Annotated in this window: 11 protein-coding genes and 3 rRNA genes; 11 read left to right on the forward strand and 3 right to left on the reverse strand. The window is 65.0% G+C overall.

The genetic code is table 11. The annotated features are described in order from the left end of the window. The first annotated feature begins 151 nt into the window (after positions 1–151). The 6 genes from OG205_RS00005 (at position 152) to OG205_RS00030 (ending at position 10,870) form a co-directional block, all read left to right on the forward strand. Positions 152–1,668 (forward strand): 16S ribosomal RNA (locus OG205_RS00005). Positions 1,669–2,011: 343 nt separating this feature from the next. Then, positions 2,012–5,096, forward strand: a 23S ribosomal RNA gene (locus OG205_RS00010). Between the two features lie 111 nt (positions 5,097–5,207). Further along, positions 5,208–5,324: ribosomal RNA gene (rrf, locus tag OG205_RS00015) — 5S ribosomal RNA — on the forward strand. The 16S, 23S and 5S rRNA genes sit together here, the layout of an rRNA operon. Positions 5,325–5,648: 324 nt before the next feature. After that, entirely contained in the window at positions 5,649–6,365 is a 717-nt protein-coding gene (locus tag OG205_RS00020; RefSeq protein ID WP_330274130.1) for a hypothetical protein, read from the forward strand. A gap of 18 nt (positions 6,366–6,383) precedes the next feature. Next, positions 6,384–7,925 carry a deoxyguanosinetriphosphate triphosphohydrolase family protein gene (locus OG205_RS00025; protein WP_319981433.1) on the forward strand — a complete coding sequence of 514 codons (1,542 nt, stop codon included), beginning with the start codon at positions 6,384–6,386 and terminating at the stop codon, positions 7,923–7,925. Positions 7,926–8,185: 260 nt separating this feature from the next. Further along, the gene (locus OG205_RS00030; RefSeq protein WP_330274131.1) at positions 8,186–10,870 is read left to right on the forward strand and encodes a S8 family serine peptidase; all 2,685 of its coding nucleotides are present in this window, start codon (positions 8,186–8,188) and stop codon (positions 10,868–10,870) included. Between the two features lie 129 nt (positions 10,871–10,999). Here the strand turns inward: OG205_RS00030 and OG205_RS00035 are convergent, their stop codons facing one another. Further along, positions 11,000–11,902, reverse strand: a complete 903-nt coding sequence (locus tag OG205_RS00035; RefSeq protein WP_245822512.1) for a helix-turn-helix domain-containing protein — start codon at positions 11,900–11,902, stop codon at positions 11,000–11,002. Positions 11,903–12,221: 319 nt separating this feature from the next. On the opposite strand from OG205_RS00035, the gene OG205_RS00040 reads away from it, so the two are divergent. The 5 genes from OG205_RS00040 to OG205_RS00060 are packed head-to-tail and all read left to right on the forward strand — an operon-like array spanning position 12,222 to position 14,795. After that, positions 12,222–12,902, forward strand: a complete 681-nt coding sequence (locus OG205_RS00040) for an acVLRF1 family peptidyl-tRNA hydrolase (protein WP_330274132.1) — start codon at positions 12,222–12,224, stop codon at positions 12,900–12,902. Between the two features lie 31 nt (positions 12,903–12,933). After that, positions 12,934–13,320, forward strand: a complete 387-nt coding sequence (locus OG205_RS00045) for a hypothetical protein (protein WP_330278387.1) — start codon at positions 12,934–12,936, stop codon at positions 13,318–13,320. A gap of 10 nt (positions 13,321–13,330) precedes the next feature. Then, positions 13,331–13,834, forward strand: a complete 504-nt coding sequence (locus OG205_RS00050) for a SigE family RNA polymerase sigma factor (RefSeq protein WP_330278068.1) — start codon at positions 13,331–13,333, stop codon at positions 13,832–13,834. Further along, on the forward strand, positions 13,834–14,301 hold the full coding sequence (locus OG205_RS00055; RefSeq protein ID WP_330274133.1) for a hypothetical protein: 468 nt from the start codon (positions 13,834–13,836) through the stop codon (positions 14,299–14,301). Before OG205_RS00050 ends, OG205_RS00055 begins: the two co-directional genes overlap by 1 nt. Before the next feature lie 17 nt (positions 14,302–14,318). Then, complete coding sequence (locus OG205_RS00060; protein ID WP_330274134.1) at positions 14,319–14,795, forward strand: GNAT family N-acetyltransferase; 477 nt, start codon at positions 14,319–14,321, stop codon at positions 14,793–14,795. Here the strand turns inward: OG205_RS00060 and OG205_RS00065 are convergent. Beyond that, on the reverse strand, positions 14,761–15,345 hold the full coding sequence (locus OG205_RS00065) for an NAD(P)-dependent oxidoreductase (protein ID WP_330274135.1): 585 nt from the start codon (positions 15,343–15,345) through the stop codon (positions 14,761–14,763). The two genes, OG205_RS00060 and OG205_RS00065, sit on opposite strands and share 35 nt — an antisense overlap. Continuing rightward, a complete protein-coding gene (locus OG205_RS00070) occupies positions 15,342–16,265 on the reverse strand; it encodes an EamA family transporter (protein ID WP_442916797.1) in 924 nt (307 codons plus the stop codon). The genes OG205_RS00065 and OG205_RS00070 overlap by 4 nt, the downstream gene beginning before the upstream one ends. Between the last annotated feature and the right edge of the window lie 6 nt (positions 16,266–16,271).

A 16,271-nucleotide genomic window follows, 5' to 3' on the forward strand; every position in this document is an offset into this window, starting at 1 on the left:
GACTGCGGTGTGCGCGTGTTCTTTGAGAACTCAACAGCGTGCCGAAACACAGCCAGTAATATATGAATTACCTCCTCGTCGAGGTAGTTCCTTTGAGGCAAGACCAGATTGATGCCAGACATATTCCGTCTGGAGCGATCAAACACAATCCTTATTGGAGAGTTTGATCCTGGCTCAGGACGAACGCTGGCGGCGTGCTTAACACATGCAAGTCGAGCGGTAAGGCCCTTCGGGGTACACGAGCGGCGAACGGGTGAGTAACACGTGGGTAACCTGCCCTGTACTCTGGGATAAGCCTTGGAAACGAGGTCTAATACCGGATACGACCACGAGATGCATGTCTTGTGGTGGAAAGTTCAGGCGGTATGGGATGGACCCGCGGCCTATCAGCTTGTTGGTGGGGTAATGGCCTACCAAGGCGACGACGGGTAGCCGGCCTGAGAGGGTGACCGGCCACACTGGGACTGAGACACGGCCCAGACTCCTACGGGAGGCAGCAGTGGGGAATATTGCACAATGGGCGAAAGCCTGATGCAGCGACGCCGCGTGAGGGATGACGGCCTTCGGGTTGTAAACCTCTTTCAGCAGGGACGAAGCGCAAGTGACGGTACCTGCAGAAGAAGCACCGGCTAACTACGTGCCAGCAGCCGCGGTAATACGTAGGGTGCGAGCGTTGTCCGGAATTATTGGGCGTAAAGAGCTCGTAGGCGGTTTGTCGCGTCGGCCGTGAAAACTTGGGGCTTAACTCCAAGCTTGCGGTCGATACGGGCAGACTTGAGTTCGGCAGGGGAGACTGGAATTCCTGGTGTAGCGGTGAAATGCGCAGATATCAGGAGGAACACCGGTGGCGAAGGCGGGTCTCTGGGCCGACACTGACGCTGAGGAGCGAAAGCGTGGGGAGCGAACAGGATTAGATACCCTGGTAGTCCACGCCGTAAACGGTGGGTGCTAGGTGTGGGGGGCTTCCACGCCCTCTGTGCCGCAGCTAACGCATTAAGCACCCCGCCTGGGGAGTACGGCCGCAAGGCTAAAACTCAAAGGAATTGACGGGGGCCCGCACAAGCGGCGGAGCATGTGGATTAATTCGATGCAACGCGAAGAACCTTACCTGGGCTTGACATGGACTAGAAAGCTCTAGAGATAGAGCCTCCCTTGTGGCTGGTTCACAGGTGGTGCATGGCTGTCGTCAGCTCGTGTCGTGAGATGTTGGGTTAAGTCCCGCAACGAGCGCAACCCTCGTTCCATGTTGCCAGCGGGTAATGCCGGGGACTCATGGGAGACTGCCGGGGTCAACTCGGAGGAAGGTGGGGATGACGTCAAGTCATCATGCCCCTTATGTCCAGGGCTTCACACATGCTACAATGGCCGGTACAAAGGGCTGCTAAGCCGCGAGGTGGAGCGAATCCCATAAAGCCGGTCTCAGTTCGGATCGGGGTCTGCAACTCGACCCCGTGAAGTCGGAGTCGCTAGTAATCGCAGATCAGCAACGCTGCGGTGAATACGTTCCCGGGCCTTGTACACACCGCCCGTCACGTCACGAAAGTCGGTAACACCCGAAGCCCGTGGCTCAACCCGCAAGGGGGAGAGCGGTCGAAGGTGGGACTGGCGATTGGGACGAAGTCGTAACAAGGTAGCCGTACCGGAAGGTGCGGCTGGATCACCTCCTTTCTAAGGAGCATCTACTACCGATCTTGGGCAAACGTTCCGAGCGGTAGTCAGAACCTGCACTCGCTTAAGCGAGGTAGGGCTCATTAGTGGATGCTGGCTGGCTAGACGTCCGGTTGCCGGATGAGTGAGTACTGCAGGCTTGCCTGCGTGGAAAGGTCATCGGGGGGCTGGGTGAACAGATCGGTACGCTGTTGGGTCCTGAGGGAACACGCTTTGTGTGTCTTTCAGTGATCGGGCTCTTGCCGCGGATGAACCACCTGACATTGGTCAGGCCGGCGTTCGCACTGGTGCGAGAGTGTCTGATTGTTCTTTGAGAACTGCACAGTGGATGCGAGCATCTTTGTAGCAAGTTAGTAAGGGCATACGGTGGATGTCTTGGCACCAGGAGCCGATGAAGGACGTAGGAGACTGCGAAAAGTCTAGGGGAGCTGTCAACCGAGCTGAGATCCTAGAATTTCCGAATGGGGAAACCCGGACCCAGTCATGTGGGTTCACCCATACCTGAACACATAGGGTATGTGGAGGGAACGCGGGGAAGTGAAACATCTCAGTACCCGCAGGAAGAGAAAACAACCGTGATTCCGTGAGTAGTGGCGAGCGAAAGCGGATGAGGCTAAACCGTATTCGTGTGATACCCGGCAGGGGTTGCGTGTACGGGGTCGTGGGACCTCTTGGTCAGTTCTGCCGAACTGGCAAACAGTCAGAAAACATTGTGGTTAGAGGAATACGTCTGGAAAGCGTGAGCGTAGAGGGTGAAACTCCCGTACTCGAAAACCCGATGTCTGTTTAGAGTGTTCCCAAGTAGCAGCGTACTCGTGAAATTCGCTGTGAATCTGGCGGGACCACCCGCTAAGCCTAAATACTCCCTGGTGACCGATAGCGGACTAGTACCGTGAGGGAAAGATGAAAAGTACCCCGGGAGGGGAGTGAAATAGTACCTGAAACCGTGTGCCTACAATCCGTCGGAGCCTTTAGGGGTGACGGCGTGCCTTTTGAAGAATGAGCCTGCGAGTTAGTGCTACGTGGCGAGGTTAACCCGTGTGGGGTAGCCGTAGCGAAAGCGAGTCTGAATAGGGCGCTTGAGTCGCGTGGTCTAGACCCGAAGCGGTGTGATCTAGCCATGGCCAGGGTGAAGCGCGGGTAAGACCGCGTGGAGGCCCGAACCCACCAGGGTTGAAAACCTGGGGGATGAGCTGTGGTTAGGGGTGAAAGGCCAATCAAACACCGTGATAGCTGGTTCTCCCCGAAATGCATTTAGGTGCAGCGTCGTGTGTTTCACCACGGGGGTAGAGCACTGGATGGTCTAGGGGGCCTACAAGCTTACCGAAATCAACCAAACTCCGAATACCGTGGTGTGAGAGCGCGGCAGTGAGACTGCGGGCGATAAGGTTCGTAGTCGAGAGGGAAACAGCCCAGAACGCCAGCTAAGGTCCCTAAGTGTGTGCTAAGTGGGAAAGGATGTGGGGTCGCACAGACAGCCAGGAGGTTGGCTTAGAAGCAGCCACCCTTTAAAGAGTGCGTAATAGCTCACTGGTCAAGTGGTCCTGCGCCGACAATGTAGCGGGGCTTAAGCACACCACCGAAGCTGTGTCATTTCAGCCTTGTGCTGGGATGGGTAGGGGAGCGTCGTGTAGCGGTTGAAGCGGCGGAGTAATCCAGCCGTGGACGCTATGCGAGTGAGAATGCAGGCATGAGTAGCGAAAGACGAGTGAGAAACTCGTCCGCCGGATGACCAAGGGTTCCTGGGCCAGGCTAATCCGCCCAGGGTAAGTCGGGACCTAAGGCGAGGCCGACAGGCGTAGTCGATGGACAACGGGTTGATATTCCCGTACCCGTGTGAACGCGCCCATGATGAACCTTGTGATACTAACCGCCCAAAGCACCTCCTGAAAGCCTTCGGGCCGATGGGGACTGTGGAGCGCGGGACCTGAACTTGTAGTAGTCAAGCGATGGGGTGACGCAGGAGGGTAGCTCCGCCAGTGAGTGGTAGTACTGGTGCAAGCGTGTAGGCCGAACTGTAGGCAAATCCGCAGTTCACATAGGCTGAGACGTGATGCGTAGCCGATTGAGGCGAAGTAGAGTGATCCCATGCTGCCGAGAAAAGCCTCTAGCGAGCTTTCACGCGGCCCGTACCCCAAACCGACACAGGTGGTCAGGTAGAGAATACCAAGGCGATCGGGCGAACTGTGGTTAAGGAACTCGGCAAAATGCCCCCGTAACTTCGGGAGAAGGGGGGCCGTAGCGCTTGAAGCCTCTTGCAGGCTAGGGCGAGACGGCCGCAGAGACCAGCGAGAAGCGACTGTTTACTAAAAACACAGGTCCATGCGAAGTCGCAAGACGATGTATATGGACTGACGCCTGCCCGGTGCTGGAACGTTAAGGGGACCGGTTAGTCCTTCGGGGCGAAGCTGAGAACTTAAGCGCCAGTAAACGGCGGTGGTAACTATAACCATCCTAAGGTAGCGAAATTCCTTGTCGGGTAAGTTCCGACCTGCACGAATGGCGTAACGACTTCTCGACTGTCTCAACCGCAGGCCCGGCGAAATTGCATTACGAGTAAAGATGCTCGTTACGCGCGGCAGGACGGAAAGACCCCGGGACCTTTACTATAGCTTGGTATTGGTGTTCGATTCGGCTTGTGTAGGATAGGTGGGAGACTGTGAAGCGCTGACGCCAGTCAGTGTGGAGTCAACGTTGAAATACCACTCTGGTCGTATTGGATGTCTAACCTCGGTCCGTGATCCGGATCAGGGACAGTGCCTGGTGGGTAGTTTAACTGGGGCGGTTGCCTCCCAAAGAGTAACGGAGGCGCTCAAAGGTTCCCTCAGCCTGGTTGGCAATCAGGTGTTGAGTGCAAGTGCACAAGGGAGCTTGACTGTGAGACTGACGGGTCGAGCAGGGACGAAAGTCGGAACTAGTGATCCGGCCATGGCTTGTGGAAGCGTGGTCGCTCAACGGATAAAAGGTACCCCGGGGATAACAGGCTGATCTTCCCCAAGAGTCCATATCGACGGGATGGTTTGGCACCTCGATGTCGGCTCGTCGCATCCTGGGGCTGGAGTAGGTCCCAAGGGTTGGGCTGTTCGCCCATTAAAGCGGTACGCGAGCTGGGTTTAGAACGTCGTGAGACAGTTCGGTCCCTATCCGCCGCGCGCGTAGGATACTTGAGGAAGGCTGTCCCTAGTACGAGAGGACCGGGACGGACGGACCGCTGGTGTGCCAGTTGTTCTGCCAAGAGCATTGCTGGTTGGCTACGTTCGGAAGGGATAACCGCTGAAGGCATCTAAGCGGGAAGCTCGTTCCAAGATGAGGTATCCCACCCTTCGTGGGTTAAGGCCCCCAGCTAGACCACTGGGTTGATAGGCCAGAGGTGGAAGACCGGTAACGGTTGGAGCTGACTGGTACTAATAGGCCGAGGACTTGTTACAAAGACGCTACGCATCCACTGTGCGGTTCTGGAAGAACAACCAGAACCGATCGAACCCGCTACGGGCCTTCTGGGTCTGTTGGATCGGGGTTCAGGTTGAATTCCATAGTGTTTCGGTGGTCATAGCGTTGGGGAAACACCCGGTCCCATTCCGAACCCGGTAGTTAAGCCCTTCTGCGCCGATGGTACTGCACTGGTTACGGTGTGGGAGAGTAGGTCGCCGCCGAACTTACGTACAGAAAGCCCCTGAGGGTCGAGCGCCACAAGCGCTCCTCTCAGGGGCTTTCTGCTTTCCCGATGCACTCTCTCCCCATGCCGGCCAGGCACCCCGCGCCGAACCAACGGGCCCGCAAGCACAGGTCAGACACCCCGAAGGCCCTCACGCAAGCCCGGCCTAGCTCGATCGGGTGAACAGTGGCCTGATCCGGCTCGAACTCCCTCTAGTAGACATATATCCCGAGGGGGTGTCACAAAACCATGGTCATCTTCGCCGCGCAATAAGGAAGACGCGTGGGCCGCCGACGGCTCCGGGCTGTCCGGCACCTTCCTTCCCATGCACAACGAGCAACGCAGTGCCGGACGCCAGTCACCGCTCTCGCCGGCAAGCCGCCGAAAACGTGCGAGCGAGAGCAAGTGCCACCTGGCCAGCAAGGACGAGCGATACCGAGCGCTCGCCAGGATCGACGCCACGACTGCGGCCGCCATGACGGCCGAGCACAGCGTTGTGGCTCGAGACAGCTTTGACCGCCGCGCGTTCAAGATCGCCGATAACAGTCGGAGCACCTCGCACAGACACCGGAATCGGCGGCTCTACACGGCGCTCATGCTGTTGGTCCTGGTGATCGCGACAGGCACGCTCACCTTGTGCCGGCCAGTTCCTCCCGCTGTGCGCGCAAAGGCCTACGTCAGCCGGGGTAGTAGCTCCGACAGCGGTGGCACTTCTGTGGGTGGCCGGACGGGGCGTGCTCGGCGTGGGCAGCGCCGCGACCGTCACCGGGATGAAGCTCAAGCCGAGCTTGGCCCCTACGCGTTCGGCGTACTCCTGGTCATCACGAAGCTCCTGCTCGCCGCAGGCATCGCTGTCATCGGCATGCTCGCACTGAAGGCGGGAGCGATCGCGGGGCAGAAGCTCGACAACCAGGTAGCGCTCATCATGACGGCGATCGCGCAGAGGTATTCGCAGCACGCCAGGACCAGGATCCTGGACAACTGCTCGAAGAAGTTGGTCGCCGAGCCCAAGCCCAGTACGGCTGACGCCGCGACCGATTAGACCGTCTACCGTTCTCCCATGCACAACGAGCAGCGCACCGCCCGCCGGTCGGCGGGTGTGGGCAGGACCGCCGACCTCGCCACGAACCCGTTCCGGGTGGACCGGGACCGCGTAGCGAGCTCCCCGTTCTTCGCGAGGCTCGGTGGAGTCACGCAGGTCGTCAGCTCCACTGGCTCCGGGCTGCTTGTGCACAACCGCCTCACCCACAGCCTCAAGGTCGCCCAGGCGGCGCGCGCCATCGCCGAACGGCTCACCAACCGTCCCGAGCTGACCGCGGTGCTGGAGAAGCTGGGTGGGTGCGACCCCGATGTGGTCGAGGCGGCCGCGCTCGCGCACGATCTCGGGCATCCGCCGTTCGGACACCTCGGCGAGCAGGTGCTCGACAGGCTGGCCCGGCACCGGTTCGGGTTGCCGGACGGGTTCGAGGGCAACGCGCAGTCGTTCCGGATCGTCACGACCACGGATGTGCGCGGGCCCAAGGCGTTGGGGCTCGACCTGACGGTGGCGGTGCGGGCGGCGATGTTGAAGTACCCGTGGACGCGTCACCAGGAGCTTGGTCTGGCGGTGGCGCCTCGTGGTGCCGGCGAGCCTGACGACATGCCCGGCACTGGTAGTTCGAAGTTCTCCGCGTACGTCACGGAGATCAGCGATCTGCGGCAGGCGCGCGAGCCGTTCGACGGGCGGATCGAGTCCTGGCAGCAGACGGTCGAGGCGAGTGTCATGGACACCGCGGACGACATCGCCTACGCGATCCACGACCTGGAGGACTTCCATCGGGTCGGGGTGTTGCAGCACGCGACGGTCGCCGCCGAGCTCGGGACCTGGCAGGCGCAGGCGCTGGACCTCGCCGGGCTCAGTGACGCTGAGCTGTATGCCGAGATTCGGATGCCCGGGCGGTCGCTGGAGACGCTCCGCAGGCGTATGCACCTCAAGGACTCCTGGGTGATGAGCGACGAGGCGTTCGCGCTCGCGGTGCGGAAGGTGAGCAAGGAGCTTGTCGACGGGTTGCTGTCGGTGCCCTTTGACGGGTCGGTCGAGGCCGAGCAGGCGGTTGCCGGGTTCAGTGCGCGGTGGACGCGCAGGCTTGTGGATGCCGTTGGCGTGATCGAGGAGCCGACGCCGCGGTCGGGGCATGTGGTGCTGGCCGTTCAGCAGTGGCACGAGGTTCAGGTGTTGAAGTTCGTGCACCGGCGGTTCGTGTTGCTGCGGCCGGATCTGGCTTTGCACCAACGTGGACAGGCGCGTCTGCTCGGTTCGCTGGTGGACGCCTTGGAGCAGTGGGTGACCGATCGGGCAGAGGCGGACCGGTTGCCGCGCAGGCTGCACGATCTGGTGGAGCTGGCCGAAACGGAGTACGCGGCACTCGCCCGGACGGAGCCGTCCACATTGGTCGGTACGACCGGGGAGCTTCCGGTCGGTCCCGATGTCGTCAGGGGATTGGCGCGGGGACGGGCCGTCGTGGACTTCGTCGCATCGCTCACCGACAACCAGGCCGCCGCGCTGTTGGAAGCGCTCTCCGGACGAACCGGTCAGTTGTGGACTGACGCTTTTGTCCTCTGACGATGTTCTGTGAAGTGTGATTGCGTCTGCTAAGTGGGAACTAGCCCAATCGGATGCTGACTGTGATCACGCAAGCACCATACGTTGACGCCGACCGGGAATCTCCGGTCGCAGGCCGCGTGCTCGGGGGCACGCCAACGTTCGGGGGAGAAACTCCTGTGCGCCGATCTCGAAGAGGCACGACCTTAGTCACCGCAGGTACCGCAGTTCTTCTGGCCGCACTCACCGCAGTCACGCCGGCGTCCGCTGATCCGGGCAAGGTGTCCAAGACCATCAGCGACCGCACGGCAGCGCAGATCTCCGCGCTGCAGAGCATCAAGAAGTCGCTCACCCCTGCCGAGTCCAAGGTGGACAGCGCACTGGTCGTCGAGGCGCGCAAGCGCGTCTCAACTGGTACCACGAGCGCCCTTCCGCAGGTGCAGACCGGCGTTGCCGTGACGCCGAAGTCCACCACTCTCGTCGACATCCGTGCCAAGCAGTACTCCGAGGACCTGGTCAACGCTGTCCGCGCCGCGGGTGGACAGATCCGGGCAGTGTCCCCCGAGCACCGCACCGTGCGCGCTGAGGTCCCGGTCGCGAAGATCGCCGAGATCGCCGGGCGTTCCGACGTCGCCCGTGTCGAGCCGGGCAGCGACGCGATGACGCAGGACGTGAAGAACAAGAAGGACAGCAAGTCCAAGGCTCCGTCCAAAGAGGACAAGTCGCGCGAGGTCGAGCGCCGGCTGTCGGAGAAGCAGCTGTCCGTCCAGGCCGCGAAGGTCGCGGAGAGCGACAAGGCGCACAACGCCGAGGCGGCGCGCGCATCGTTCCGCGTGACCGGTGTCGGCGTGAAGCTCTGCGCGCTGTCGGACGGCGTGGGTTCGCTGGCCGTGTCGCAGGCGTCCGGCGAACTGCCGGCCGTCGACATCGTTCCGGGCCAGGCGGGTTCCGGTGACGAGGGCACCGCGATGCTCGAGATCCTGCACGACCTCGCGCCCAACGCCGAACTCGGCTTCGCCACGGCGTTCAACGGTGACGCGAGCTTCGCCGACAACATCAAGAAGCTGCGCTTCGACCTCGGCTGCGACGTCATCGTCGACGACGTCATCTACTTCAACGAGTCGCCGTTCCAGGACGGCATCATCGCGCGTGCCGTGGACGCGGTCGTCGCGGACGGCGCGATGTTCTTCTCCAGCGCCGGCAACCAGGGCAACGTCGCGGACGGCACCTCCGGCCACTACGAGGGCCAGTTCGTCGACTCCGGTGTGGGCGTCGGCAAGTTCGCCGGCAGCGCGCACGACTTCAACCCGGACCCCAACGCCAAGCAGCTGTTCGACCCGCTGTCGAACTTCTCCGGCGACACCCCGGTGGTGCTGCACTGGGCCGACCCGCTCGGCCAGTCGGCCAACGACTACGACCTGTACCTGGTCAACGCCCAGGGCAACGTTGTCACTTTCAGCCAGAACAACCAGGACGGCGCCCAGGACCCGTACGAGCGCATCAACACCCCTAGCAGCTCGACGGGTACGCGCCTCGCGGTCGTGAAGTACCGCGGTGACGACAAGTACTTCGCGCTGTCGCTGTTCGGTGGCCGGTTCGCCGACACCAACGACGGCCTCAAGAAGTACGTCACGCCGGGCACGACCCGCGGCCACTCGGCGGCCAAGGGCGCGATCTCGGTCGCGGCCGCACCTGCCGCCGCCGCGCTGCCGTTCGACCTGGAGCCCGGTGACCCGGCCAACCCGAAGGGCCCGTACCCCAACGCCTTCGACGGCACGCAGAAGCCGGAACGCTTCACTTCTGACGGTCCGCGCAAGACGTTCTTCGCACCGGACGGCTCGCCGCTCGCCGAGACCCGGCAGAAGCCGGACATCACCGCGGCCGACGGCGTGACCACGTCGGTGCCGGGCTTCGCGCCGTTCTTCGGCACGTCCGCCTCGGCCCCGAACGCCGCCGCGATCGCCGGACTGATCCTGTCCGGCAACCCGACGCTGACGCCCGCCGAGGTCAAGGAAGCCCTTGTGGCCACGGCGATCGACATCGTCGAGTCCGGTGTGGACAACCGCACCGGCGCCGGCCTCGTGATGGCGGACCGCGCCCTGCAGTACACGGGTGCGTCGCCGCAGGCACTGGCTCGCGCGCAGAAGCCGACGATCGTCAACGACGCCGACGGAAGCGCTTTCCTGAAGCCGGGCACCTCCGCCACGGTGACGGTGCCGGTGGCCAACAACGGTGACGGCTCGGCCGCGTCGACCTCGGTCGTGCTGTCCACGACGTCCGCCGGTGTGACCATCGCGCCGCGGTCCAAGTACTACGGCAACATCGACCCGGGCCAGACCGTCAGCAACACCTACAAGGTGACCGTGCCGGCCTCCGCCGTGCTCGGTTCGGCGGTCAAGCTCGACGCTCGGGTGACCTACTCGGGCGCGACGTCGCCGACGACCAGCTCGTTCACGCTCCGCGTGGGTGAGCCGTCACGCACGTTCAAGACGTTCGCGTACGCCGGCGAGCCGCTGGCCATCCCCGACAACGACCAGACCGGCGTCTCGGTCTCGCTGCCGGTGACGGGTGTCGGCGCGGCGTCGAACCTGAAGTTCTCCGTGGACGGCGCGACGTGCTCGGCCGCCGACGGTGCGACGACGGTCGGCATCGACCACACCTTCGTCGGCGACCTGGTGGGCACGCTCACCTCGCCGTCCGGCAAGTCCGTGACGCTGTTCTCGCGGGCTGGTGGCACCGGCAACAACATCTGCCAGGCCGTGTTCACCGACGACGCCACGCTGCCGTTCTCGGGCGTGACGAGTGCCAACGCGCCGTTCACGGGCTCGTGGAAGGCGGGGGCGCCGTTGTCCTCGCTGACCGCCGACCCCGCCGACGGCACGTGGGTGTTCAAGGTCGCCGACGTGGTGGGCTCCGACCGCGGTTCGATCCGCTCGGTGACCCTCAGCGTCGCCGGCTGGGTGTGATGATCTGAGCTGATGCAACGAAAAGGCCCCCGGCGCGCCGGGGGCCTTTTCGTGTCCCAGGAGGGGAACACGGCGAAAGGGGCGCTTCCCAGGCTGGGAAGCGCCCCTCACGCGTCTGTCAGAGCCTTGCTAGCGGTTCGGCCATTCCCACCGGATGCCGAACACACCGGGTCCGAACCCGAGCGCCACGGCGTGCACGCCGCCACCCGAGTCCAGGGTGAGGTTGCGGCGCCGCGACGGCGTCTCGTCGCCCGCGGGCACGCTGTACTGCTGCACGCGCGACGGGAGGTTCGTCTCGTCGAACCGGACCTCGATCACGTACTCGCGCACCGGCAACCGGAACTTGCGCGCGAACGTGTTGTTGCCCTTGGGGGCGTGGCCCTCGGGGAACACCAGCTGGTATTCCATGATGAGGGTCTCGCCGCGGGTGAGCGGCCGTTCGAACATCATCTCCGCGACCATGATGTTGGCCTCGTGGTCACGGGCGATGCGGCCGAGGTGGCAGTTGCGCACGTTCGTGATCTCGGGGAGAACGTCGCTCTCCTCGGTCTCGAACACGAGCGCCCAACGGTCTGGGCCGTCCTGCTCCGCACGGAGGATCTGCCGCACCCACACTGATTTCTGCCCGCCGTCGGCAGAGATCTCGATGCGGTCGTGCTGACTGATCCGGCCGAGCTTCAGGTCAGAGGACGTGTCGACCTTCGAGAGCAGGTTCGCGACCCGCTCACGACGCGCCCAGAGGGCGTCGATCGGCATCATCGTCGTCGGGCGGCAACGGCGGCCTCGCGGACGAGGTGGGCCGAGCAGCGCCGAAAGACCCGACTGAGGTACTCCCAGAACCGACTCGAGGTGCCGCAGCGCCTCCAGTGATTCAGGGCGTTCAGGCCGTCGTCGTCCTGACTGCCAGTAGCTGAGTGTCGCGACGCTGATGGTGACGCCGCGCAGTGCCAACCGGTGCTGGATGCGGTCGAGGCTGAGCCGGCTCGCCTTGATCGCGGCCCTCAACGCTTCCGGGAACGGTCCCGTCGTCAAGAGCTGCGTAAGGCTGCCGTGGCCCGTTGAGTCCGTTTCTTCAACGGTCAGTGTTGGTCGACCGGCAGCAGTCGTCATGGTGACTCCCCGCTGTCATAAGATCACGCCCCAGTGACCCTACCCGCCCGTGAACATCGCTGGTCGGGACCGGATGGAGTCAATGGTTAATCCATACGGTTGATGAGTTCACGCTTTCGAGACTCATCTGTCAAGCGTTGCGAACCCATCAGTAACATCTTCGTGCCGTTCACGGGCTGTGTCGGGTCGGCTCTAGTGTGTGCACGGTGACCGACTCGCGTGTGGCCAAGGGATGGGACACATGAGCCGGGTGCGACCGGTTCCAGGCGGGCGGGCCGTCGAGGTCGAACCGGAACGGATCGAGGGCTGGATCGCCAGGTTCGCCGACCGGCACGGCGCCGCCGAGATCCGCGTGACCGAGGCCGAGGTCGAGATCACAGCGAACGACGGCGCGACGGCCACGTTCCCGACCCGAGGCGGTACCTCTGTACTAGAGGTGATCGAGAAGTTGGCGGAGCCCCGCAGGATCGGACTCGTCCTCGTGCGGCTCGGCGGCCACAGCATCGGCGTGGCGTTCGGCGGCAAGGTCGAGGTGTCGACCACCGACCGCAAGCAGGTCCACGGCCGCATCAGGGCAGGCGGGTGGTCGCAGCAGCGGTTCGCCCGGCGCCGGGAGGGCCAGGCCAGGGTCGCGCTCCAGGCCGCGGCGGACGACGTCGCCAGGGTGCTCGTCCCGCGCCTGGCCGAACTCGACAGCGTGGTGCTGGGCGGCGACTGGCAGGCGCTCGACGTCCTGCGCAACGACCGCAGGCTCTCGGACGTCTTCAGCAAGGCCGAGGCGCGCGTCCTGGACGTGCCGGAACCCCGGCGCGCGGTGCTGGACGAGGCCGCGCAACGAGCCCGTTGCGTCGAGATCGTGATCCAAGACACACGGGCAACCGGACGAGAGTCCGGCCGCATGGATACGGGTGAGGGTGCCTGATCCTGGCGCCACTGACCTGCTGGAGCTGCAAGTGCGCAAACGAATGGTGATCGTGGCCGGAGCGGTCGCGCTGGGTGCCATCGGCATCGCGGTGCCCGCCCTCGCGCTGAGCGGCGGCGGCAACGCGCCTCAGCCCACGACCTCGGCTCCGCAGCCGCCCACGTCGTCTCCGGTCTCGACCAGCCCTTCGGTGCTGCCGCCGTCGTCGACCGCGCCCGAGGTCACTCCGAGTGTGCTCCCGCCGTCCTCGTCGAAGCCGGGGCATCCGCCCACGACCGTGCTGCCGCCGTCGTCGCACCCGGCGTACCCGCCGACGACCGCGCCCCCGTCGGTCCTGCCGACGCCGTCGGTCACCCACACCCCCACGACGTGGACCCCGCCCGCCACGACGCCGGTCCCGTCGACCTCGGCCAGGTAGGGAGCAACCTCTGAACTGGGAGGCCGAGTTCACCGACTGCTTCGACCGGTGCGCCGACTCGATGCGCTTCACGGCGTTCCTGCTGTGCGGCAACTGGCACGAGGCGGAAGACGTCATGCAGTCGGCGTTCTTGAAGCTGTACCTGGCCGGTCCCAAGCTCGCGGACCGGTCGGGGCTGGAGCCGTACCTGCGTCAGATCGTCGTGCGGACGTTCCTCGCCGAACGCCGCAAGGTGCGCTGGCGCAGGGAGAAGCTGACTGACGCACCCCCAGAGGGCCTGTCTTCCGTCGTGTCGGCGGAAGACAGGCTCGTGGTGTGGCAGGCGCTCACCGCCGTGCCCGCACGGCAACGCGCTGTCCTCGTGCTGCGCTTTTGGCACGATCTGAGCGTCGAGGACACTGCGACCGCGCTGAAGTGCTCGACGGGCACGGTGAAGTCGCAGAGCAGCAAGGGCCTGGAGACGCTGCGGCGCAAGCTGGGCCCGGAGTTCGACCACTTGAGGCTGGAGGTGTGATGGTTCGCGAGGACGACCTGCGGGCGACTTTCTCCGCTCTGCACCAGGAAGGGGCGCCGCCGCGCGCCGTCACAGCGGCCGACCTGATCCAGCGAGGCGAGACCGTGCGGTCCCGGCGCCGCACCATCGCGGTGGTCGGCAGCGGACTTGCGACCGTGGGAGTCGTGGCGGTGGCGCTCGCCGTGTTGCCGGCCGCGACACCCCCGGAACCGGCGACACCGGGCCCGTCGTCGACGACGTCGCTGGTTCCGTCGACCACGTCGCCGCTGTCGCCCTCGGTGGAGCCGACGCCGACGACGTTGAGCCCGCCCAGTTCGCACGCGCCGCAGACACCGCCGGTCCGGTCGACGACGCCGCCCGGCTCCACGACGCCAACCGGCTCGGTGACCAATCCGGGTGTGCCGCCGACGTCCGTGGCGCCGCCGTCGTCCTCCACCGCTTATTCGGTGCCACAGACTTCCCGCTGAGCGGCATGATCCGAGCCATGAGCGCTCAGATCCGCCTGGTCGAGGTCACCGACGCCAACCGTGACGCCGTCATCGCCGTGCGCGTGCATCCCGCGCAGGAGCAGTTCGTCGCGTCCGTCGAGAAGTCCTTCCAGCACGCGCGGGAGAACCCCGTGGCCAATCCGTGGTTCCGCGCGGTCCACGACGGCGACACGCCGGTCGGGTTCGTCATGCTGAGCTGGAACGTCGTGCCCGGTCCCGGTCTGCGCGGGCCGTACTTCCTGTGGCGGCTGCTCGTGGACGCCGGGCACCAGGGCCGTGGCTACGGCACCGCGATCCTCACCGAGGTCGTGGCGCTGCTGCGCGAGGCGGGCGCCACCGAGCTGTACACGAGCTGCGTGCCGGGGGAGGGGTCACCCGCGCCGTTCTACCGCGCGTTCGGGTTCGAGCCCACCGGCGAGGTCGACGACGACGGCGAGCTCATCCTGCTGCTGGACCTCGGCTCGCGACCGTGAACCGGCGGTCCTCGCCAGGGCTCTCCAGCTCGTCGAGCACCGCGACGGCCAGGTCCTCCGCCGAGATCGAGGACGGGCCGGTGAGCAGCACGTCCGTGCCACGCCGGTAGGTGCCGGTGCGCTCGCCCGGTTCGAGCAGCGCGGGCGGGCTCAGGTAGACCCAGTCGGCGCGGTGGGCCTCGCACTCCGCCAGCTGACGCATGCTCGCCGCCGCGACGGGACGGATTTGCGGCGGCACGTACCGTTCGTCGTCGAGCACGAGGCCGGTGCCGTCCGGTGTTCGCAGCGGTGCGGCGCCACCGACGACGATGACCCGTGTGCGTGTCGCGAGTGCCGCGTCGAGCAGCACCGTCGAGGTGACCCCCGTGGTGGCCACCACCGCACCGTCCACTCCGGACAGAACGCCGTCCATCAACTCCCTGTCGGTGGCGTCACCGCGCACCTCGCCGGCGTTGCGGGACACCGGCGTCACGTCGTGCCCGCGTCGCACCGCCTCGGCGACGACCCGTGATCCGACCATGCCGGACGCGCCGACGACCGCGATCTTCACTGGAGAACTCCTTTGGCGAGAACGGGAGCCGGTCGCTGGCTGGCCAGGATCGCGGCGAGGGCGAGTGCGAAACCGGTGAGCTGCACCGGGTCGAGCGTCTGGCCGAGGACGACGACGCCGAGCAGCGCGGCGACCATCGGCGACAGCAGGCCGAGCATCGAGACGGACGTGACCGGCAGCGTGCCGATCGCGCGGAACCACAGGACGTAGGCGAGCAGGCCGCCGACACCGCCGAGCCACAGGTAGCCGAGCAGTGCGGTCAGGCCGATCGCGGGCGGCGGTCCCTCGAACAGGAACGTCACCGGCACCAGGAACAGCCCGCCCGCCGTGAGCTGCCAGCCCGCGAACGCCGTCGGGGTCGCCCCGGCCGGCCTGCCCCACTTCTTCGTCAGGGTCACGCCGAGCGCCATCGTCGCGGCGCCGCCCAGTCCGGCCAGCACACCGATCAGGTCGAAGCCCGCGGCCGGTCCGAGCACCACGAGTCCGACGCCCAGCATGCCGATCACGCCCCAGGCGAGCCGCCACGCGGACGCGTTCTCCTTGAGCACCCCGATCGCCAGCAACGCCACCACGAGCGGCTGTGCGGCGCCCAGGGTCGCCGCCACGCCACCGGGCAGGCGTTCGGCCGCGATGAACAGGAACGGGAAGAACAGGCCGATGTTGAGCACGCCCAGCGCGGCCGCCTTCGCCCACCACGAACCGCGCGGCAGCGTCCTGGTCAGCGCCAGCGCGATCAGGCCGGCGGGAAGCGCGCGGAGCAGGCCGGCGAACAGCGGGTGTCCCACCGGCAGCAGTTCGGTCGTGACCACGTAGGTCGAGCCCCAGACCACCGGGGCGAACGCCGCCAGCGCGGTGCGGGAGAGGTCGCTGTTCTTCACGTTCTCCAGTGTTGGCCGGTGCGATTGATGAGTCCAACGCATGCTTTT

The organism is Lentzea sp. NBC_00516, assembly GCF_036346835.1.
GTDB classification, from domain to species: Bacteria; Actinomycetota; Actinomycetes; order Mycobacteriales; family Pseudonocardiaceae; genus Lentzea; species Lentzea sokolovensis.

Excerpts from the sequence above, each read along its gene's own strand:
- OG205_RS00020 (WP_330274130.1), top strand. The coding sequence starts at position 5,649 with ATGCACAACGAGCAACGCAGTGCCGGACGCCAGTCACCGCTCTCGCCG.
- OG205_RS00025 (WP_319981433.1), top strand. The coding sequence starts at position 6,384 with ATGCACAACGAGCAGCGCACCGCCCGCCGGTCGGCGGGTGTGGGCAGG.
- OG205_RS00040 (WP_330274132.1), top strand. The coding sequence starts at position 12,222 with ATGAGCCGGGTGCGACCGGTTCCAGGCGGGCGGGCCGTCGAGGTCGAA.
- OG205_RS00055 (WP_330274133.1), top strand. The coding sequence starts at position 13,834 with ATGGTTCGCGAGGACGACCTGCGGGCGACTTTCTCCGCTCTGCACCAG.
- OG205_RS00060 (WP_330274134.1), top strand. The coding sequence starts at position 14,319 with ATGAGCGCTCAGATCCGCCTGGTCGAGGTCACCGACGCCAACCGTGAC.
- OG205_RS00070 (WP_442916797.1), bottom strand. The coding sequence starts at position 16,265 with ATGCGTTGGACTCATCAATCGCACCGGCCAACACTGGAGAACGTGAAG.